We start from the raw sequence: 21,533 nt of genomic DNA, 5'->3' as shown, positions 1-21,533 counted from the left end.
CTGGCTTTATCAAGTAAAATGTCTGATGATTACTTGAGTCCTATTCAGTGCCTTTTCTTATGTTTCATTCTCCTTTCTGTTATATGTGAGCACTTATTTAAAAACGAAAAAGGTATGAAAGAAACAATAATCTGAGCGGAATCGCGGTTGCTAAAATGAGAAGGGATGATTAGATGTCAAAAATAAGAGATGAAATTATTTTAAAAGGGCTTACAGAAAATAATTTAAAAAATATCGATTTAAATATACCAAAAGAAAAAATTATCGTATTTACTGGTCTTTCAGGCTCAGGAAAGAGCTCAGTTGTTTTTGATACATTAGCAACAGAAAGTAGAAGACAGATGACTTTGAATTATCCTCTCTATGTTAGAAACCAAATGCCTAGATATGAAAGGCCTCACGCTGATCTTATGCAAAACTTAAGCCCAGTTGTCGTTGTGGAACAACGAGCGATAGGAGGTAATTCTCGTTCAACAGTTGGCACCTATATGGATATCGATCCATTAATTAGACTATTGTTTTCACGGATAGGAAAGCCATCAATAGGTTCTGCCACCGACTTTTCGAGCCAAAGCTCCTTTGGCAGCTGTCCGGAATGCAATGGGTTTGGCAAGGTAGTTGTGCCAGACCTAAAAAAGTTGATTGATTTCGATAAGTCACTTCGCGATTATGCGGTGAAATTTAAGCCATTATCGCCTTCAGGCTGGCAAGGCAGATGGATGATGACTGGCGGATTATTTGATCCAGATCTACCTATAAAAGACTATCCTAAGGAAAAGCTCCGCTTACTGCTATATGGTCCTCCAGAAGGTGAGAAAGTATATGCGCCATTTCACACGAAAAATGGACCGCAAGCTCATGAGTGGGATGGGTTATTGCCGAGATTTACGCGTCTCTATATCAACAGAGATATCTCGAAACTAAAAGAGGTATCAGAGGATGATGTGTTAGCTGTATCGACACAATCATTATGCCCGGCTTGTCATGGTTCAGGTCTAAACCCGAAAGTATTGGCATGTAGAATTAATGGCTTAAATATCGCGGAATATGATCTGTTAGAACTTATAGATATATTAAAAGAATTATCAAAGATAACAGATCCGCTAGGGGAATCTATCGCACAACAGGCAATCCCACCAATTAACCATCTCATTAAAATGGGGTTAGGATATCTAAGTCTCTCAAGAAAAATGGGGACTTTGTCTGGTGGTGAGGCGCAAAGAGTAAAAATTGCTCGTCATTTAGGAAGTAGTCTAAACAATATCACATACATATTTGATGAACCGAGTGCAGGACTCCATCCAGAAGAAGTAGATATGTTAATTCAGATGCTAAAAAATCTAAAAGAACAACATAATACCGTTATTGTTATTGAACACGATTTATCCATAATGAAAGTAGCGGAAGAAATCATAGAGATGGGACCAGGAGCAGGGGTAAATGGGGGAGAAGTTGTCTATCAAGGAAAATTAGCAGGATTACAAAACACTCCAACTGCATCCATCCTAAACGACAACCTAAAAATAAATCAAAATCCAAGAGATATCCAAAGTTATTTTACAATAAAAAATGCTAGTAATAATAATTTAAAAAATATAAACCTAAAAATTCCTCGAAATGTCTTAGTCTCTATATGTGGAGTATCTGGTTCAGGGAAAAGCTCCTTAATATTGGATGCATTAGCAGAAAATTATCCCGAATCGATTATGGTAGGACAAAATGGCATCGGGGTCTCTAATCGTTCGACACTAGCTACATATATGGGCATCATGGATGATATACGTTCGATATTTTCGAAAAGCACGGGACAGCCAGCAGGCTTATTTAGTTTTAACTCTATAGGAGCATGTCCGATCTGCAATGGAAAAGGGGTGACAAAGCCTGATGTAGCTTTTGCGGATCCAGTGACGATTCGCTGTGAAGCATGTGGGGGCACAAGATTTTCAGACAAAGCACGATCCTATCGATATCAAGATAAAAATATAGTAGAGATATTAGCTTTAACAATAGACGAGGCGCTAAATTATTTTAAACTGCCCAAGGTATTAAAAAGAGTACTTATGCTAAAGGAGGTAGGGTTAGGGTATCTAACCTTAGGACAGACGACTAGTTCGCTCAGTGGAGGAGAAATTCAACGTCTAAAACTTGCAAGTCATTTGCAAAAGGAAGGACAAATCTACTTATTAGATGAGCCGTCGCTAGGGTTGCATGCAAAAGATAATGGCAAACTCTTAGACGTCTTTCAAACTTTAGTTAATAGGGGAAATGCTGTCATAATCATTGAACATAATTTGGACTTTATAGCTGCAAGTGACTGGATTATAGAACTGGGACCTGGGGGAGGAGAACAAGGCGGACATATTATCTTTGAAGGAACACCAGAAAAGATGTTAAATGCAGAAACATTGACAGCGAAATGGTTAAAGGCTGGAGTTAGAGGACATTCATAATTGATGGAATGCGAACGTTATAAATAATAGCGAACAAATCCATCACAAGACCATATATTTTAATTTGAATTTTAGCGTTTTCTGATGATGGATGTATGGACAAGGCATTGTCAGCCATTCTTTTTATTTTCACTGTCACAAATAACTGTGGAATAATATTAAGAGAGGTTGATAAGCCTTTTGGTATTTTTTACACGCTACCTTTATATATGATGAATAATTAATTTGCATCTTCGTTACAAATAGCTCATAAAGAAAGAGACAGGGATAAAAGTATTTTCAACAAAGAAAAAACCGAACTATTTGGGGCGATAACTAGCTTCGGAATATCCTTCGCTACTGTGATGCATTATTCGTCTCTAATAATACTTTTGATTTTACTTATGCCCCTGCCTCCTGATAGCTAGACTAGATATAACATAGAAACATCTGGGTTATCGATCTCAGACCACTTAATTTGATCTTTAATAATTGTAATGCCTAATGGTATGTATTCATTTTCTTCATAATTCAAATGTTCTTCGGGAGTCAACCGAAATTCTTCTAGTTTAGAAACATGGGAACCATCACCTAAAACTTGAACATAGTAGACTTCAGCGTACATCCGAACGGCAGGTCTATCTTTATAAACTTCTTCTTGATCCGCATAGGAATGTGCAATATGTTTTAATGTATTTGGTTCATGCATAAGTAAAGCTCCGATTGGATGTGGAAACTGTTCGATAATTTCGTTCGGAATTACTTCCAAAGCCTGCTTAACATTTAAATCACCATTTTTATATTCCTGAAGGTATTGAAACAGTGATAGATGAGTTGCTGCTAAAGCAAACATAAGCGCAGTGTAATTTTGCTTTTCAAGATAAAATATTTTGGAAATGGATCTTAACAAACCTGCTGTAATTCCATCCTGCTCCATTTTTGCCCCATAATATTTGTGTGCTAATTCAAAGTCTTTCTTTCTCTTCGCTTCTATGGCTAAAGACATATAATCCATTTTTTAATCGACCCCTTATATGTGTACTCGTTCTTATATAATGTAGAACCATTCTCTAACCCTATCATAAAGTATATCATTGTTCCGTTCATCTAACATATTTTTGCGAGTTTACTACTTATCAAGATTTCGGGGAATATTTCTAACTTCGGATTGCTTATATTCCGTCTTTGGTTGTCCTTCTGCTCAACTGTAATCCTATTAATCAAAATCCATTGCACTTTTTATTCCATCATATTAAACTGAATTATGTTCAAATTTGTTATAGGTTTGATTAAGGATGCTTAAGCATGATATAAGTTTAAGGGAAGTAGAAGATTTAATATTTTTAATGTGGAAATAGGGTAGACCTTAGTGTCCAGCAATGAGAGGAATTGAGTTAATTATGATAGATAATTTCTGGCAGGATTTACCGAAGCCATTTTTTGTACTAGCACCAATGGAAGATGTGACAGATGTTGTTTTTCGTCATGTCATTAGTGAAGCAGGTAGACCTGATGTATTTTTTACTGAGTTTACGAACACGGAGAGTTATTGTCATCCTGAGGGAATTTATAGTGTACGCGGTCGTTTGACTTTTACTGAAGACGAACAACCAATGGTCGCTCATATTTGGGGGGACAAGCCTGAATACTTTCGAGAAATGAGTATTGGGATGGCAAAACAAGGCTTTCGAGGTGTTGATATCAATATGGGATGTCCCGCACCGAATGTTGCTCCGAATGGGAAGGGCTGTGGTCTGATCCGACGTCCGGAAGTGGCTGCAGAGTTAATCCAAGCAGCTAAAGCAGGTGGATTGCCTGTAAGTGTCAAAACAAGGCTTGGTTATACGGAAGTAGATGAATGGCACGACTGGCTGACACATGTGTTGAAACAAGATATTGCGAATCTGTCCATTCATTTGCGCACAAAAAGGGAAATGAGCAAAGTGGATGCCCATTGGGAATTGATTCCAGAAATTAAGAAACTTCGTGATCAGGTAGCACCAGATACACTTTTGACGATCAATGGGGATATCCCTGATCGACAAAAAGGTTTAGAACTTGCTCAACAATATGGTATTGACGGGGTTATGATTGGACGTGGTGTTTTTACAAATCCATTTGCCTTTGAAAAAGAGCCAAAAGAGCATAGCAGTATCGAATTGCTTGATCTTATGAGACTGCATCTTGATCTCTTTGATAAATATTCTAAGGTAGAACCACGTCCATTCAGACCGCTTCGCCGCTTTTTTAAGATCTATGTCCGTGGATTTCGTGGAGCGAGTGAGTTAAGAAATGAATTAATGAGCACAGAATCAACGGATGAAGTGCGAGCAATGCTTGATCATTTTGAACAAAGTAATGCGATGAGATAGTGCATATATGTCAAAAGAGGAATTTTAAATAAGTTGCCTGTAACGATCTCGAATTTGTCAGTGTCTTTTTCGACAATATTCCATTCGTCACAGGCGCTTTTTCATCAAAGCTTATCTTCGGAAATACGTATGTTCTTGAGAAATATTTGAAAATCGAATTTTATTAGGAGTGTACAAAAGCAAATTCAATCGTTTTTTTTGATGTAACAAATATTGTGAAAAGAGGACAAGGGGAAGCACATGTCAACAACGAAAACATATATCAAAGAATGGCAGCTGGCTCTGCAACAAGAGGTTAACCACTTAAAAAAGTTTGGTGGAAGCCGCTATTCTGTAACAAATGGAAAATTGTTATCAAACAATGTTCCTTATCGATACTACTTTGATACGGCCATTACACTAAGGATACCAGTTGGTTCCTTAGTAAAATTGCAATGGGGAACAATGAAGAGCAGCGGAAAGATGCTTTCCTCTGAGGGGAGGGGACTTATCCTAGAGGTAGAACAACACTTTGGCGACCTTATCCCAGATGCTGAACTGCTGCATGATCCTTGGGAATTGCTTGAACAATTAATCGAGCGTTTGGATGAAATAAAAAAAAGCAAACAAAAGCGGTTGCGAGTGAAGAGATTGATGAATCCTTCCGTTGAAGCAAAACACCCAAAGGAGAAGATTAAGAGTAATCTTCATGAATTGATTTTGAGGGCTAAATATAATCCTGCCACATTTGTCTGGGGCCCCCCTGGTACCGGGAAGACCTTTACATTGGCGAGAACAGCAGCTAATCAATACTTTAAGAAAAATAAAGTATTGATTTTATCGCATAGTAACCAAGCTGTTGATGTATTAATGAATGAAATGACTCATTTTATAAAAAGAAAAGAGAGATTCAAGGAAGGGGATGTGCTACGCTACGGGGGGAATAAAGGAGATAGTCAATCAGCTTATTCGGAAATTACGACCAATCAACTCATTGAAAATCAAGATCCACTCCTAGCCCAAGACAGAGAGAGGCTCGTTGAAGAAAGGAAGCATTTAAAGCAAGATCTGGCTACTTCTTTTAGTAAACGAGATTCGGATCAATTATTAAAGCTAGAAACAAAGTTTTCTAAGATACTAGAAAAAATACGTAAAAAAGAAGTTGAATTAGTAAAAGATGCATTCATTGTTGGAACAACATTGGCAAAAGCAGCCAGTGATAGCGCAGTTTATGAAACAAATTATGACATTGTCATTCTTGATGAAGCCAGTATGGCTTATGTACCACAGGCTGCATTTGCTGCATCCTTGGGAAAAAGAGTCATTGTTTGTGGGGACTTTATGCAATTGCCTCCGATCGCTTCGAGTTGGAATCCATTAGTGGCAGAATGGTTAAAAGAGGATATATTTCATAAGGCTGGTGTAGTGGATTGGTTAAATAAAGGAAAACTTCATCCACAACTCTTTTTATTAAAAGAACAGCGGAGGATGCACCCAGCTATTTCAGCATTTACCAATCGCTACGTTTATCACTCACTTGTGGAGGATCACGAGAGTGTTGATAAAAGCAGAAATAACATCACTAGCCTCGCTCCATTTAAAGAGCAAGCGGCTGTGCTTGTGGATACAAGTTTTACTGGCATGCATTGTGTGAGTGATAAAACGACTAATTCTAGATTCAATTTCTGGCATCTGTTGCTATCTTTTCAATTGATTCAGGAAGCATATATAGGTGGAGCCACATCAATCGGTTATGTGACACCCTATCGTGCCCAGGCGAATCTAATGGAACTACTTCTCGAAGAGATATATGAGAAAGAACGGATGGAGGCAGATATTATTGCAGCCACTGTACATCGATTCCAAGGAAGTGAACGTGATGTGATGGTCTTTGATACGGTTGATAGTGCCCCGCAAGATCGAGCTGGTATGCTTGTTACTGGTAAAGATAGTAAACGGCTGATCAATGTAGCGATTACGCGAACGAGAGGAAAATTCATTCACGTCGGTGATCGGAATTTTATCGAAAAGCATATTTATAAAGGAAAAACGTTAAGACAACTTGTTGATCATCAAATCTATAATAATCAAACCATTACGACGAAAGAGATTGGTTCATGGATTCGTAACCAACAACCAAAATTAAGATGGATGCATGCGCGGAAAGTGGATGTTGTTCTTCGTGACTTAAGAGCAGCAAAGTCATCGATTATCATCTGTCTGCCTAAGGGAACCCAATTATCGGAGGAATGGAATAATCAGCTAGTAAACAGAGCAAAACGAATAAAATTGACGGTTATTTCTCCGGAAAAATGGAGCAAATGCGACAACTGGCTGGACGAAAGCTTTCCTTTTCCGTTTGTGATGATTGACAAAAAAGTATTGTGGCTCGGACTTCTATTCGAGGGCATTAAAGGTGTGGCACCCCCTTTTGTAGCGGCCAGACTTAATTCAGCTAAAGCATGTGAATATTTATTAAAGCAATTTTAAGTGAATATGATTAAAAATAATTCAGGGTAAGGGAACTGGATGAAATCCAATGATCAAATGGTTAGTGGGTGCACTATGCTTCCAAGATAGATTGGTTGTGTCTCTTGTATATTGTAGTCCCAAAGACTTGCTGTAATGATTTGATTGTTTTCGTAGGTTTTAAAGTAATATTCACATGTGCTTGTGTTCATAAATGCAGTATATTTCGTATAATCATAGCTTCCTCTGTTTGTGAGGATAACTCCTTTAGGTATGGAAACATTATTCATAATGTGAAAGCATGCCAAAATAGATTTGGAACGATTTTCAGGCACTAGGATATGTGTTTTTAGGAACGCTGCCCGAACGAAGCGCTCAGGAGAAGTGAATCCTCCGGGGAGCTGTATTGTTCCCGCCCCTTGCCCAAAAGGAGTTAATAAAACATTCTCCCAATATGTTTCCTTTTGTTGTGAAGTTGAGACATTTAGATAATTTCTTAGATTGGTCATATGCCATTGGAAATCGGGGCTATTTGTCATTACACCGATAGGATTATGAATAATTTCTAGACCGGATTTCGTTTGCTCAATCACTACACTCCCGCCACTTCTATCGGTAGCAATCCAATGTAAGGGGGCCACTGTTTGTGTAACGGGATCGGGTAAACCTACGATTTGTATATTTGCTAATAAAGCTTGTAAATCATCGATGGAGCTACAATGTCCTAAAAGATAATGCAGAAAATCTAGAGAGGCAATCAGCTCTTTATTATTTTTAATTGGTAAATCATAATCGGCATATCCTTCAAAATATAAGGCAGCAGCGGCAAAACCTCGTTCATTCATACCATCAAAGAAACCCAACATATCCTCTGTCTTTTGGCCGATGCCGATAAAGCGATAGCGATTTCTATATTTTTTCGTTGTTATTAGGCTAGACCATTCATAATGTTTTGGAATAACATAGAGCCCAGGCTCAATAGGGTAGGAAAAATCCATAGTCCTGCCAAAGAAGTTCTCCCTTTGCATCGATTGTAATGTAATAGCGGTACACATATCAGGAAACCTCCCATAAATAGAGTTTAATTACAATGTATGTTTGGAATAAAAATAATGAACAGTACGACAATTTCTGCTCAGCTTTTTGAAGTTGAGGAGATATTCATATAAATCAATTTTCATATCAGTTCTAGATAAAATTAAAAATAGTGAAGTGGGCTCTATAGCTGAACCATTTATTATTTGCATTCATTAGTTCTCAGTAAAGAGGTATAATAATCATGATGATCAATTTTCCTGCCATGCAAAAAATGGTTCGAACACCATAATAAGGTATGCTTGTTCGATCATTCGGCATAGGATAAAAGAGATTGGGAGATCAAATGCAATGTAAAGAGGAGAAATAAAATGAACGATGTTAAATTAAGACCTTTAGAGAGGGTGGACCTAGAATTTGTCCATAAATTAAATATAAACGCTAATATTATGTCTTATTGGTTTGAGGAGCCATATGAAGCGTTTGTTGAATTACAGGATTTATATGATAAACATATTCACGATCAAAGTGAAAGAAGATTTATTGTACAAAAAGGCACTGAAATGGTCGGTCTAGTTGAATTAGTGGAGATTGATTACATTCATCGTAGAACCGAATTTCAAATTATTATCGATCCCCTGCATCAAGGGAAGGGGTATGCAAAATCTGCAACCTTTCTAGCAATGGACTATGCATTTTCAATATTAAACATGTACAAATTATATTTAATCGTTGATAAAACGAATGAAAAAGCGATCCATATTTATAAGAAACTCGGCTTTCAATTTGAGGGTGAGTTAATCGACGAGTTTTTTGTTGAAGGTGAATATCATAATGCAATAAGAATGTGTATGTTTCAACATAAATACTTTAAGAAAGATTCCTAATTTGAAATCAGTTAGTTTTATTTTGCTGGTAAGTGAAGATTGCTTTACTAACTAAACAATTTACTCAGCAAAAATAACCCTTCTAATTTTAGTCCTGAATTCGCAAAAAACTTTGTGCGAATTCAGTTTTTTTATGATGCACAGTATTTTAAAGTAATTTTCATTTCTGTATATTGAATGTTTTATACTTACCCTGAAACGCGGTGTACTAAGGCGAGATAATTACTTTACATATACCCCCTAAAGGTATATTATAGGTATAATAAGACTGATAGTGATTCTGGCAATATTCATTATGCTTTTGGTGGATCAGGATCAATATTGTCACTCTAGCGAAAGAATACATATACAGTAAGTCCAATAACCGAGCTGTATTTCATCGAGTCAATAGCGCAATATCCGTGTGGATCAGTGCTAATCTGCAGTGTGGCAACGGTGAGGTTTTTATTCCTTATATTTAATTTAGTTTCAATGATGCAAAATATTATGGAAATCAATAGGGAGATTGGAGCAAGTACCATAAGAGCATAGGATAAAAAATGCTTAGGTTGATTGTTTAATATGAAGCCAGAAAAGGAGTCGAACAAGAGATGAAAAAAGGTTTGCTATTTGTGACAGGATTATGCTTACTCTTCATTTTAGTAGCTTGCAACAATACACCAAAAGAAAATGGGACAGAGGATATAAAGGAAAAGGTTCAGCAATATAGTGTTGGTAGTTTTGAGAATGTCACAGCATCTATTACATCACGTGAACTTATTGTGAATGATAACGGAAGTGAGGAGTATTTTGATCTTCCAAAAGAAGAGTTTTTTGTTTCAATTGCACCGTTTGTTAACCAAACACACCCTTGTGCGATCCACAGTTTAACAGGTTGTCAAGGGGAATTAGTGGAAAAAGAGTTTGAGGTATATATTCAGGATGAAGATGGCAAAGTAATTGTCGATGAAACCATGAACTCCTTCGCAAATGGATTTATTGATTTATGGTTACCACGTGATCAAACATTTCAAGTGGAAATTAAGCGAGATGGAAAAACGGCGGAATCGGAAATTTCCACTTTTGAAGGCGACAACACTTGTATAACAACAATGCAGTTAATATAGTGTAATTACTTGAGCCTTATGGAAATGAGCTTCTGCACTTAAGTAAATGGGAAACAAGTTATGGTGTCGAAACCCTTAACAACCTGTTTTCGCACGTATTAATGAAGGAAAACAGTACAATTCATGAATAAGGATTGCAAAACGATATAAGATCATGTAGTATATGAAGAAATTAAAAATTCAATGAACTATAAAAAAAGCCATGATAAGGACAAAAGCTACTTTTACGGTTTACAGAGAGGGAAGTCATGCTGAAATCTTCCTAATGCAGGAAAGTTGCTTACCACCTTTGAGCTGTATTGGGGAATTAAAGTATCCAATATCGTCCATGCGACGTTATGCACCAGAGCCATAAGTTTTTTAAAGCTTATGGGAAATTGGGTGGAACCACGAAAAACACATTCGTCCCTTTCCTAGGGATGAGTGTGTTTTTTATTTTATATTGAAAAATACAATAACCGCTAAGACAAGGACATGAGTAACTTTTACCGGTTTACAGAGAGGGAAGTCATGCTGAAATCTTCCTAATGCAGGAAAGTTACTTACCACCTTTAAGCTGTATTGGGGAATTGAAGTATCTAATACCGTCTTGCCATGTTACGGCACCAGAGCCATAAGTTTTTTTAGAGCTTATGGGAAATTGGGTGGAACCACGAAAAACACATTCGTCCCTTTCTTCGGGATGAGTGTGTTTTTATTTTAAATTGAAAAAAACAATAACTGCTATGACAAGGATATGGGTAACTTTTACCGGTTTACAGAGAGGGGAGTCATGCTGGGATCTTCCTAACGCAGAAAAGTTGCTTACCACCTTTGAGCTGTATTGGGGAATTGAAGTATCCAATACCGTCCTACCACGTTACGGTGCCAGAGCCATAAGTTTTTTAGAGCTTATGGGAAATTGGGTGGAACCACGAAAAACACATTCGTCCCTTTCTTAGGGATGAGTGTGTTTTTTATTTTTAACAACATAAAGGAGTGTTTGATTATGAGAGGAAAATTAGTAAAGATTCAATTTCCAAATGAGCAAGTAAAGGAATTTCCGATAGGTACTACTGTAGCGACTGTTGCTGGCATTATAAGTTCAAGTTTAAGAAAAAATGCAGTTGCGGGAAAAGTAGATGATCAACTTGTTGACTTAAATTACGAACTAAACAGGAACGCATGTCTTTCTATTCTAACTATAGATTCAGAAGCAGGAATAAAAATTCTACGGCACACATCGGCACATGTATTGGCACAAGCTGTTAAGAGATTATTTGGTCATGTGAAGCTAGGAATAGGGCCTGTTATAGAAGATGGATTTTACTATGATATGAAGTTGGAGCAAAGTTTGAATTCAGATAACTTACGAGCTATTGAAAAAGAGATGAATAAAATAATAAATGAAAACTTTGAAATTCAACGTATTGAAGTGCCCTATGATGAGGCGGTGAGATTATTTGTAGAAAATGATGAGCCATATAAAATAGAAATATTAAAAGGTCTTCCTAAGGATGAAAAAATTACTTTATATAAACAAGGTGAATTCGTTGACCTTTGCCGTGGTCCCCATCTACCTTCTACAGGTTTGATCAAGGCATTCCAACTCACAAAAGTTTCAGGTGCTTATTGGCGAGGAGATCATGATCATAATGTTTTACAACGAGTTTATGGAGTAGCCTTTAAAAATAAAAAGGCTCTGGATGAACATTTGCGTTTTCTTGAAGAGGCAGAAAAACGAGATCATCGTAAACTGGGGAAACAATTAGGATTATTCATGTTCTCTGAGGAAGCTCCCGGGATGCCGTTCTATTTAGCAAAAGGGCAAGTAATAAGGAATGAGCTAGAGAATTTTGCCAGAGAAGTACAAAGTAATGCGGACTATGATGAAGTACGTACACCATTTATGATGAATCAAGAGCTATGGGAGAAATCCGGTCATTGGGATCATTATCATGAAAATATGTATTTTACAGAGGTGGATAAAACAAAATTTGCTTTAAAACCAATGAATTGTCCAGGACATATGCTTATTTTAAAAAAAAATCTTTATTCATATCGAGATCTCCCTATCCGGCTGGCAGAGTTCGGCCAAGTTCATCGTCATGAATACAGTGGTGCATTAAAGGGGCTCCTAAGGGTACGGACATTTTGCCAAGATGATGCCCATATTTTTGTTAGGGAAGATCAAATAGAAAGTGAAATTAAGCAAGTATTTAACCTAATTGATGAAGTTTATCGTACATTCGGTTTTGATTATTCGGTTGAACTTTCGACGCGGCCAGATGATTCATTGGGGGATGACACTCTTTGGGAGATATCTGAAGCGGCATTAAGAAATGTGCTTGATCAACTTCATGTTGACTATCAAGTCAACGCAGGGGATGGGGCGTTTTATGGGCCGAAAATTGATTTTCATATAAAAGATGCTTTAAAACGTAGCCATCAATGTGGTACCATTCAGCTTGATTTTCAAATGCCTGAAAAATTTGACCTTACTTATGTAAGTGAAAATAATGAAAAGGCTCGTCCAGTTGTCATCCATCGTGCTATTTTCGGTTCAATTGATCGTTTCTTTGGAATTTTGATTGAACATTTTGCTGGAGCTTTTCCAGTATGGCTGGCACCAGTACAGGTGCAAATCATCCCAGTTTCTCAAGTTCATTTGGATTACTGTTTAAACATTCACCAAGAATTGAAACAAGCAGGTATAAGGGTACAAGTCGATGATCGAAATGAAAAGCTGGGTTACAAAATAAGAGAAGCACAAATACAAAAAATTCCGTACATGGTCATTATAGGTGACAATGAAGTAAATGCAGGAACGGTTAATATAAGAGAATACGGGGAACAACAATCAAAGAATGAAATATTAAAAAACTTTCAAGCGAAGATTGTTCAACAAATAGAAGGTCATAGCCTCAAGGGAGCTGAAAATATCCAAAAAAATCTATAATAGGGCGTGTTAATTTTATTAACAGTCGCTTTCCAAAGTATTGTTGGTCTCTCACTTTCTGTAGAAATCTCTGTATATGCGGTCTGAAGATAATAAACTTTAGCTAATTATATAATTTTTCGCAGCCATATAGCCTTAGATAATAGAATAACCGCAAGTGCTTTAAAAAAGTCACTTCTTGTGATTAATCAATCTTCTACCATTTGCAATAATCTAAGATTGCATATACTAGTTTGTATGATATTCGCCGATTTTGCAGATAAACAAACAACAAGAAATTTCTCATACAAACAATTTTAAAAATAACGTTTTGGTCGGTGGGAAAACGGAAATGGTAGAAATAAGAAGAAAATGAGGAGGGCTAAAATAGTGAGTTTCCTTTACACCAAAGCAATGGAAGTCTTTAAAAAAGATGCGGAGCGCCAATACAGGGAAGAAACTCAATACTCGAAGCCTTTTAAGCGCCAGGAAATACGAAAGAGTAAATAGAAAAATTCTCCAAAATTACGAGGACTGAGGCTTTGCTGGAGAGCTTATCAAAATGTGTAGTGTATGTTCTTGCTAATGTTAAACAACTATTTCAATTATAATGCCAGACTCTATGACAATTTGGGACTCCGACGTCTAAATGCGCAAGCCCTAGACCTTGCGGTTTAACGGGTGGGATTCTTGAATGACTAAACATTCGCAGTCCATTTCTGTTTTGAACAGCCTTCAAGATGAGGGTATCTCATTACCCCTCCTAAGACAGTGCATACGCACCCTGTGATTGACTATTACCATCAATCACAGGTGCGTATCGAATATTCATAGCACCGACTAAATCGCGATGTTTTTCGAATCCACATTTACACGTATATTTGCGGTCTTGTGGCTTATTATCGTCTCGAACTTTGGCCAGTTAAATTTAAAAAAGTTTCTGTATTGATCATCGCAGTTTTATATCGGATGGTTTTGCTTTACTATGCGTCACATCATAACATCATAACATTCTTTATATTGAGGACTTCTAAAAACGCACCATACTTTATTTTTAGGGGATGGTGTTTTTTGTGAACAAATATACGAAAGTCCATTCTTTGTTAACTTTTGTTTGGAAGGATGCGGAATTCACGATATTTTTAACCCATTTAAAAAAATATTATAGAAAATAAACATTTGAGTGTTATAATTACTCAAAAAGGGTGAGGATATCGTGGCGGACGCCTTAAAAGAAGGGTTAATTAAAAAAATTGATTATCTCCCGAGGAAGGAATTGGAACTTTTAAAAGTAGCGTTCGATTTTGCTGAAGAAGCACATGATGGGCAAAAGAGGGCTACAGGAGAACCTTATATCACTCATCCAATAGCAGTATGTGAAATTCTTTTAGCCTATCATGCGGATATCACCACACTAATTTCCGCATTACTTCATGATGTTGTAGAAGATACTTCTGTACCTATACTTGAAATTGACAGAAGGTTCGGTGAACGGGTTGCGGAGATTGTGGAAGGCTTAACGAAAGTTGAAAAAGGAAAGGTTAGAAAGGAAGAGTACAGTGCCATAAATACGGAGAAATTACTTTTCGCTTCTGTAAAAGATATTAGAGTGGCTGCAGTGAAAATCGCGGATCGATTACATAATATGAGAACACTTGCAGTTAAAAGGGTTGAAAAGAAAGTACCATATGCCAATGAAACATTAATTTTTTTCTCTCCGCTGGCAGAAAAATTAGGATTGTATAAACTCCAAGAAGAGTTAGAAGAACTTGGCTTTAGTTATTTAAATCCACCTAAATTTAAAAATATAAAGACACTAATGAATAATTACTCCAATATTTTTACAAAGATATATAATAATTGTGCGATTGAAATAATGAAAGAAGGTGCTCCATTTATTACTGAGCTAAAATGGACTAAAGTGCCTTTATACCAATCTTACTCTTTATTACAGGAAGAACATGACCTTGCTGATTTGTTTTTCATAAACGTTATCACTAAATCGAAAATGGACTGCTATACTGCTTTAGGAGTTATCCATAAATTATATAAACCGTCACTACATCAAATGGTTGATAATATCGCGATTGAGATTTCACCTTTTTTAAAACAAATCAATACTAAAGTGCTAATCAATAATATTGAGGTTCATTTTATTATCAAATCCGAGAAAGACAGGGAAATCTATGATGCCGGAGTATTTGGCTTATTAAGAAATGGTTTGACAATGGAAGAGATTAGAGCATTAAGTGGAGATTTATTAGGAGACTCCATTCATGCTGTAAAATCTATTACAAATACGCCAATTGAATTTGAGGAATTAATCTCTTTTGAATTACTTCAAAGAGAAATGACAGTCTTTACCCCGAAGATGGATGTAATCGCATTACCTGAAGGATCCACAATTATAGATTTTGCTTTTTCATTAAATCCTCAAATAGCAAGGAAAATGTCCAATGCCAAAGTGAATGGAGAGTGGAAGCCAATCCATACCGTCGTTCATGATATGGATATAGTAGAAATATGTACAACGAGTAAAGAAATGGTTTCTTTTGATTGGTTAAACTATGCTCAGACTTCTAAAGCATATAAAGCAATTAGCGAATTATTAAAAATCCAATAAATATTCGAGATTTGATATTTGATGAGGTGTAAGGAACAGTTTGGAAGCGTCTGATTTATAGGAGCTGGCAATTGTTCTATGTTCATAACAAATATCGTACTATTATTCATGAGAAATCTAAGCAGGATAGCTTAGCATAAATCATTCAATGCACAAAACAGTCCCGACTTTCTAAAATCCTTTTTAAACAATAAATTCTGAAGGTTGAGCGATGTCTAAAATTAAAATATGAAAAAAGGATTCAATACATCGTGAAAAAAGCGGCTAGTAAAGGAGTGCAGAGATATTGAATAAAACTATCCTGAATTCACCTAGTATTAGGAAATATTTAGCAAAAGAGAGAAAGTTGTTTATTGCGTTCATTATTATATTTATCGGTTGTGTCAGTTTTGCCACTGTGATCAGTTTGGATCATATTCGTACACTGTCAATACGCTATGAACCAATTGAAGTAACTGCAACTGCTGAATTTCAAGGCAGCCAGATTGTCGGAACGAGAATAAATCGCCATTTTGAGGAAGTACGAATGGTCAAAGTGGATTTACCGGATGGATCACAGGGCCAGGTTCGTAGTAATGATATTAAAATTGGCGAACAAATAACGGTTTTAAAGTCATCTAACAATGGTCAATTATTTGAAGAAAAACCTGCTGGCCCTGGGGTGATAGAATGGATCATCGTTATGGGCTGTATAATAATAGCAATCCTAATGTATTTATTTTTCACGGTTTCATGGGAGAGAATTCGTGCTGTTAAAAAAGCGGCAAAGAGAGAGGCTCCAATGTTTGAGTTAAACATTTTAAAAGAGAAGGATAAATTATTAAATAGCAATGGCCAAACTTATCAGGCAATTGTGCAGGCATCTACATTAGAAAAAGTACCCATTGGTTCACAGTTGGAACTGGTAATAGATGCAAGTGGCGTCATTTCACCGAAGCTTCAAAATCCCGTTCATGCACGTATTGGACAATTTAAAAGTAATGAATACTCGATCATGCTTGCAATTAAAGGAGTTGATGAATGGTATATAGGATATGGTTTAACGCCGGCAGCCAAAGCAAAACAATTGGAATTATCGAATTCTAGTCAATAAATACAGTATAACATCTATTAATGAGGGCAATCAGAATGTACGATCTCTAGAAACCGTTTGACATTTTCGGAGGGCATGTTTTCCGATAATTTTGCCCCTGCAATGATAGGCGCCCATTGCATAATCTCGTCTTTTAATAACCCGCTTTTCTTACAATAAATCTGTAGATACATTTCTGCCAATTTTTCTGAAAACTGAGAGTATAAGAGATATGTATGGCAAACATCGGCGCGTATATCACCAGCACTGGAATCAACCCAATCAATAATTACTACATCATGAATTGCTTGAATTAAGTTAAATAAATGATAATCCCCATGACAGAGTCTTTCCTCATATTTTATACCATTCAATTTTTTGGTTAAGAGAGACTTATGTTTATTATCTAAAAAGCTGGATGCTTGGATTTTTCGGATTAATTGTTCTGACATAGGTTCTAATGAATCAGCGACATGCGCATGGATATTTTGTTGTATCTCTACTGAAATATTTATAAAATATTCAGTACGCTCCATGTTTTTTAATAAAAGATCACCGATTGTTTTACCCTCCACATATTCCATAATGATCGCTTGTTTTCCAGCAATTTCTGTAACATTCAGTATTTTAGGAACTGGAAGTCCGCAGGAATAAACATATTTCTGCTTGTTTGCTTCATATAAAGATTCCGTAGGCGGTAGAAAATCTTTAAAAACTTTAATAATCTTGTTATCACATAGATAGATTTCTGCTGTATTACCTACAGCGATCGGAGCGCCTAAATTCATTTGTTTCCTCCTTAAGTAAATAAGATATATTCCATAAATTTTATATTTTTAGATATCTTCATTGTATCAAAGAAGGCTATAGATGTTACGAGGAAAATTTAAAAAAGTGTTCAATGAAGAAAATAAGCAAGTTCTATTGCTTTTCCAATACTGTTTGCACTTTTATTGAATTGTTTTAGACTTGGCATTTTATATTAAAAGAACATCCTAAAGATTATGTAATGAAGTGGCTTGGAAAGAAAACTCTCCTTTCCAAGTCTTTTTTGGTTGCCAGCTGACGCTTTTAATATAAAAATAATCAGAGCAGTACTGAATATAAAGTAATTCATTGGCAACTATGGGCGCAGCAAAAAAAATAGATTATTACATAGTAACTAGCATACAATGTTTCGTCCAAGAACAAACTATGGTTGTCATTCTATTGATGAAATACTTGCACTTGTCTTACTAGAAACTATAAAATATAAAAATATAGTTACATAAAACGAAAGAAAAAAGTTTGGAAAGAGGAATGAAATGAGTACAAATGAAACGAAAAAAAAGACAGGCATACTAAAAAAAATACTACGTGCAGTAGCGGTGATAGTAGGAGCATTTATTACTGCCTATGGATTGGAATCAATATTAATCCCAAATAATGTTTCGGACGGGGGAGTAACAGGCCTAAGCATTGTAGGGTCACAATTAGTTGGACTGCCCTTAGGACTTCTTATTGCTGTGCTAAATATTCCCTTTATATTTCTAGGTTATAAGCAAATCGGTAAAAGCTTCGCTATTTATTCCGTAATTGGTATTGCTTCACTTGCAGTTAGTACAAGTCTTATGCACCATATACCGACTATTATTCAAGGTGATACATTATTAGTTACTGTAGTTGGCGGAATTATTATTGGTACAGGTATGGGGTTAGCTTTAAGAAATGGTGGTGCCTTAGACGGCATTGATATGTTAGCCGTACTGCTTGCTCGGAAATTACCATTTGGAACTAGTGATCTTATCCTTTTCCTAAACTTATTTGTGTTTATCATCGTATCAACTGTTTTTGGTCTTCAAGGAGCTTTTATGTCAGGGATTGCCTACTTTATTGCTTCAAAGGTGATTCATATTGTTGAAGAAGGTTTAAGTGGTTCAAAAACATTTAAAATTATCACAACTAATCCTGAATTAATGGTCGAAACCATCAGGGATCGATTAGGTCGAACCGCGACATATAATTTAGTTGAGGGTGGTTATTCGAATGAAAAATTCAAAGAAATTACTTGTATTATTAACCGTCTAGAAGACAGTAAAATGAAAGAAATTATTTATGAAGTGGACAAAAATGCCTTTGTCGCTGTATATGATGTTGCAGAAGTTAAGGGTGGCAACATGAAAAAACATGATATTCATTAAATTTAACGTTAGACATCCCTAGAGTAATTTTATAAATGATTTTCATACGTGTATAAATATGGTTTGCAGAATCTAGAAAAAATCATTTATATTTGTAGCCAGTTCTAGCTCTGCTTTTCTCTATGCGAATAATCTCTAGTATGTTACTACCAATGATGTATGACGATTAGTCCTTTATGGGATCAAATGCCAGCTCCGTTCGAGGTCAAGTTTTGGAAATACAAGTTTACTTCCACTTCTTGTCATATCTTTATTCGCATTATTCATAGCTATTGATTTGACAAAGTTTATCAGCAAAAACAAGTTACAATAAAGAGAAGGGTATTGTTTCCCTTCTCTTTTTCTTACGCATGAAGAAGCGAATCCTAAGAAACAGCTGAAGGAGATTGCTTTGTGTAAAGTCAACTAGCATGAATTATTTTAAAAACCTATGGTATTATATCGATATAACATAATAACAGTTAATTAATGCTTATATGTTAAGTGGGGGAGAATATAATGAAGAAAATAATATTAAGTGCAGATAGTACTTGTGATTTGGATGATTGTTTAAAACAACGATATAAAGTTCATTGCCAACCGCTTCATATTAATTTAGGGAATAAACAATATGAGGATGGAGTCAATATTACACCAGATGACATTTATGATACTTATGAGAAACAACGCATTTTGCCGAAAACTTCTGCTCCCAACCCTAAAGAATATATCGATTATTTTAAACAATGGATTGATCAGGGATATGAAGTTGTTCATATTAGTTTAGGTTCAGGCCTATCTTCATCCTATCAAAATGCTTGCATTGCGGCGGAAGAGCTTGGGAATATTTATCCCGTTGATTCAGGCAATCTCTCAACTGGAATGGGACTTCTTGTTATTGAAGCTGCTGAGCGTATTGCTAAAGGGATGCCTGCCGCGCAAATCTCCGAAGAAATAAACCAATTGAAATTAAAAGTGCAAGCAAGCTTTGTCATCGATAAACTTACATACTTACGTGAGGGAGGGAGATGCTCGGCCATTGCAGCTTTTAGTGCGAATTTACTAAATATTAAACCATGTATTGAAGTTGATCCGACAAGTGGAAATATGAATGTAGGGAAAAAATATCGTGGTGCTTTGTCAAAAACCTTAAAACGCTATACATTGGATAAGCTTAACGAGCGATCGGATCTTAAACTTGATCGCATTTTTATCACTCATTCAGGTACTTCGTCTGAAAATATTGATATAGTAAAGAAAACAATCGAAGAAGTGGCTGATTTCAAAGAAATACTCGTCACGAGAGCTGGTTGTACTATATCATCTCATTGTGGACCCAATACAGTTGGCGTATTATTTGTGACTAAATAACTGTGATTTTCTAAGAAGGAATTAGCTAGCTGATAGAAAAGTGTCTTGATGATATAATGATAGACAAAGTTTTTTAGGAGATGGAGTGAGATAAATGAAAGCAGTCGTACATGAAGGGAAAACCGGTTTTGCAGGTCTTGCTTATCGTGATCTAGCGGAAAGAAAGCCGGGTGCCGGTGAGGTCAGAGTGAAGCTGAAAACAGTAGGGCTAAATCACCGTGATTTGTTTGTTCTTTATCGTCATCAACTATCTGATCCGCCGCTAGTGATCGGTTCGGATGGTGCAGGAGTGGTTGATTCAGTTGGCGAAGATGTGGCTAACATAAAAGTTGGAGACGAAGTGATGATTAATCCGGGTCTTGGTTGGCAAAAAAACAGTGCTGTTCCACCAGAAGATTTCGAGATAGTTGGTTTCCCTTTCGATGGTACCTTTGCAGAACAGATTATCTTGCCAGCTGCTAATGTCGTACAGAAACCAGCATATTTGACATGGGAAGAAGCAGGGGTATTATCTCTGGCCGCGCTTACAGCGTATCGGGCTCTGTTCACAAGAGGCAGAATAAAGCCAAACATGAAAATTCTTATTCCTGGAATTGGCAGTGGGGTAGCTACTTTTTTATTACAGTTCGCAAAAGCTGTTGGTGCAACTGTGTTTGTAACGTCACGTTCAAAAGAAAAATGTGAGAAAGCATTAGAATTAGGTGCTGACAAGGCCATTGATAGTCAGGAAAATTGGGATGTTGCACTTGATGGGGAAAAAATGGATCTCGTGATTGAAAGTGTTGGTGCCGCGACTTTTAGCAAATCACTCAATCAGCTGCGTCCGGGAGGAACAATTGTAACATTTGGTGCTTCAGCAGGTGATGATGTCCAGATAAATATTCGAGATTTCTTCTATGGACAATTTAATCTTTTAGGCTCTACGATGGGAAGTGCGGAGGAGTATAATGAAATGCTACAATTTATCGAGAAACATGAAATTAAACCTGTCATAGACCAAGTGTATCCACTGGAGCAGTATGCTCAAGGGTTTAAACGAATGGAATCTGCTAATCAGTTCGGAAAAATTGCCTTTTTAGTTGATTGAACTATTATAATTTTAAGGTTATCTCTC

General features: G+C 36.4%; 14 protein-coding genes, 1 pseudogene and 3 other annotated features. Of the genes and pseudogenes, 11 read left to right on the top strand and 4 right to left on the bottom strand.

Features of this window, described 5'->3' with window-relative positions; genetic code table 11:
• The first annotated feature begins 173 nt into the window (after positions 1-173).
• Complete coding sequence (locus J2Z23_RS17340; RefSeq protein ID WP_209974687.1) at positions 174-2,450, top strand: ATP-binding cassette domain-containing protein; 2,277 nt, start codon at positions 174-176, stop codon at positions 2,448-2,450.
• A gap of 403 nt (positions 2,451-2,853) precedes the next feature.
• On the opposite strand, the gene J2Z23_RS17335 is transcribed toward J2Z23_RS17340, so the two are convergent.
• Entirely contained in the window at positions 2,854-3,444 is a 591-nt protein-coding gene (locus tag J2Z23_RS17335) for a hypothetical protein (RefSeq protein WP_209974685.1), read from the bottom strand.
• A gap of 385 nt (positions 3,445-3,829) precedes the next feature.
• Here J2Z23_RS17335 and J2Z23_RS17330 point away from each other — a divergent pair, with 385 nt between their 5' ends.
• A complete protein-coding gene (locus tag J2Z23_RS17330; protein ID WP_057988683.1) occupies positions 3,830-4,801 on the top strand; it encodes a tRNA dihydrouridine synthase in 972 nt (323 codons plus the stop codon).
• Positions 4,802-5,041: 240 nt separating this feature from the next.
• Positions 5,042-7,270: an AAA domain-containing protein gene (locus tag J2Z23_RS17325; protein ID WP_209974683.1), complete on the top strand. Its 2,229-nt coding sequence runs from the start codon at positions 5,042-5,044 to the stop codon at positions 7,268-7,270.
• A 53-nt stretch (positions 7,271-7,323) separates the two neighbouring features.
• On the opposite strand, the gene J2Z23_RS17320 is transcribed toward J2Z23_RS17325, so the two are convergent.
• Entirely contained in the window at positions 7,324-8,304 is a 981-nt protein-coding gene (locus J2Z23_RS17320) for a linear amide C-N hydrolase (protein WP_209974681.1), read from the bottom strand.
• Positions 8,305-8,655: 351 nt separating this feature from the next.
• Between J2Z23_RS17320 and speG the strand changes: the two genes are divergently transcribed.
• The 3 genes from speG to thrS all read left to right on the top strand — a co-directional run bounded on the left by speG (position 8,656) and on the right by thrS (position 13,215).
• A complete protein-coding gene (gene speG, locus J2Z23_RS17315) occupies positions 8,656-9,171 on the top strand; it encodes a spermidine N1-acetyltransferase (protein WP_057989002.1) in 516 nt (171 codons plus the stop codon).
• A gap of 590 nt (positions 9,172-9,761) precedes the next feature.
• Complete coding sequence (locus J2Z23_RS17310; protein WP_057987599.1) at positions 9,762-10,277, top strand: CueP family metal-binding protein; 516 nt, start codon at positions 9,762-9,764, stop codon at positions 10,275-10,277.
• Between the two features lie 193 nt (positions 10,278-10,470).
• Positions 10,471-10,690: a binding site (T-box leader), on the top strand.
• A 41-nt stretch (positions 10,691-10,731) separates the two neighbouring features.
• Positions 10,732-10,953 (top strand) — a binding site (T-box leader).
• A 40-nt stretch (positions 10,954-10,993) separates the two neighbouring features.
• Positions 10,994-11,214, top strand: a binding site (T-box leader).
• A gap of 51 nt (positions 11,215-11,265) precedes the next feature.
• Positions 11,266-13,215, top strand: a complete 1,950-nt coding sequence (gene thrS, locus J2Z23_RS17305) for a threonine--tRNA ligase (protein WP_064468040.1) — start codon at positions 11,266-11,268, stop codon at positions 13,213-13,215.
• Positions 13,216-13,957: 742 nt separating this feature from the next.
• Here thrS and J2Z23_RS17300 read toward each other — a convergent pair.
• Positions 13,958-14,095: pseudogene (locus J2Z23_RS17300) on the bottom strand (zinc ribbon domain-containing protein); the annotation flags it as partial.
• 315 nt (positions 14,096-14,410) lie between these two features.
• Between J2Z23_RS17300 and J2Z23_RS17295 the strand changes: the two are divergent.
• Both J2Z23_RS17295 and J2Z23_RS17290 read left to right on the top strand, forming a co-directional pair.
• Complete coding sequence (locus J2Z23_RS17295; protein WP_209974678.1) at positions 14,411-15,817, top strand: HD domain-containing protein; 1,407 nt, start codon at positions 14,411-14,413, stop codon at positions 15,815-15,817.
• A gap of 286 nt (positions 15,818-16,103) precedes the next feature.
• Positions 16,104-16,910 carry a hypothetical protein gene (locus J2Z23_RS17290; protein WP_209974676.1) on the top strand — a complete coding sequence of 269 codons (807 nt, stop codon included), beginning with the start codon at positions 16,104-16,106 and terminating at the stop codon, positions 16,908-16,910.
• Positions 16,911-16,927: 17 nt separating this feature from the next.
• On the opposite strand, the gene J2Z23_RS17285 is transcribed toward J2Z23_RS17290, so the two are convergent.
• The gene (locus J2Z23_RS17285) at positions 16,928-17,677 is read right to left on the bottom strand and encodes a phosphotransferase family protein (protein ID WP_057989038.1); all 750 of its coding nucleotides are present in this window, start codon (positions 17,675-17,677) and stop codon (positions 16,928-16,930) included.
• Positions 17,678-18,193: 516 nt separating this feature from the next.
• Here J2Z23_RS17285 and J2Z23_RS17280 point away from each other — a divergent pair.
• From J2Z23_RS17280 to J2Z23_RS17270, 3 genes are all read left to right on the top strand, one after another.
• Entirely contained in the window at positions 18,194-19,069 is an 876-nt protein-coding gene (locus J2Z23_RS17280; RefSeq protein WP_057989040.1) for a YitT family protein, read from the top strand.
• A gap of 498 nt (positions 19,070-19,567) precedes the next feature.
• Positions 19,568-20,419 (top strand): DegV family protein, encoded by an 852-nt coding sequence (locus J2Z23_RS17275; RefSeq protein ID WP_057989042.1) that lies wholly within the window; start codon positions 19,568-19,570, stop codon positions 20,417-20,419.
• 94 nt (positions 20,420-20,513) lie between these two features.
• Complete coding sequence (locus tag J2Z23_RS17270) at positions 20,514-21,506, top strand: zinc-binding dehydrogenase (RefSeq protein WP_057989045.1); 993 nt, start codon at positions 20,514-20,516, stop codon at positions 21,504-21,506.
• The last annotated feature ends 27 nt before the right edge of the window (positions 21,507-21,533 follow it).

Source organism: Lederbergia galactosidilytica, assembly GCF_017873565.1.
GTDB classification, from domain to species: Bacteria; Bacillota; Bacilli; order Bacillales; family Bacillaceae_C; genus Lederbergia; species Lederbergia galactosidilytica.
Note: the sequence above shows the minus strand (reverse complement) of the source record. Positions and strands in the feature narration are given on the sequence as shown.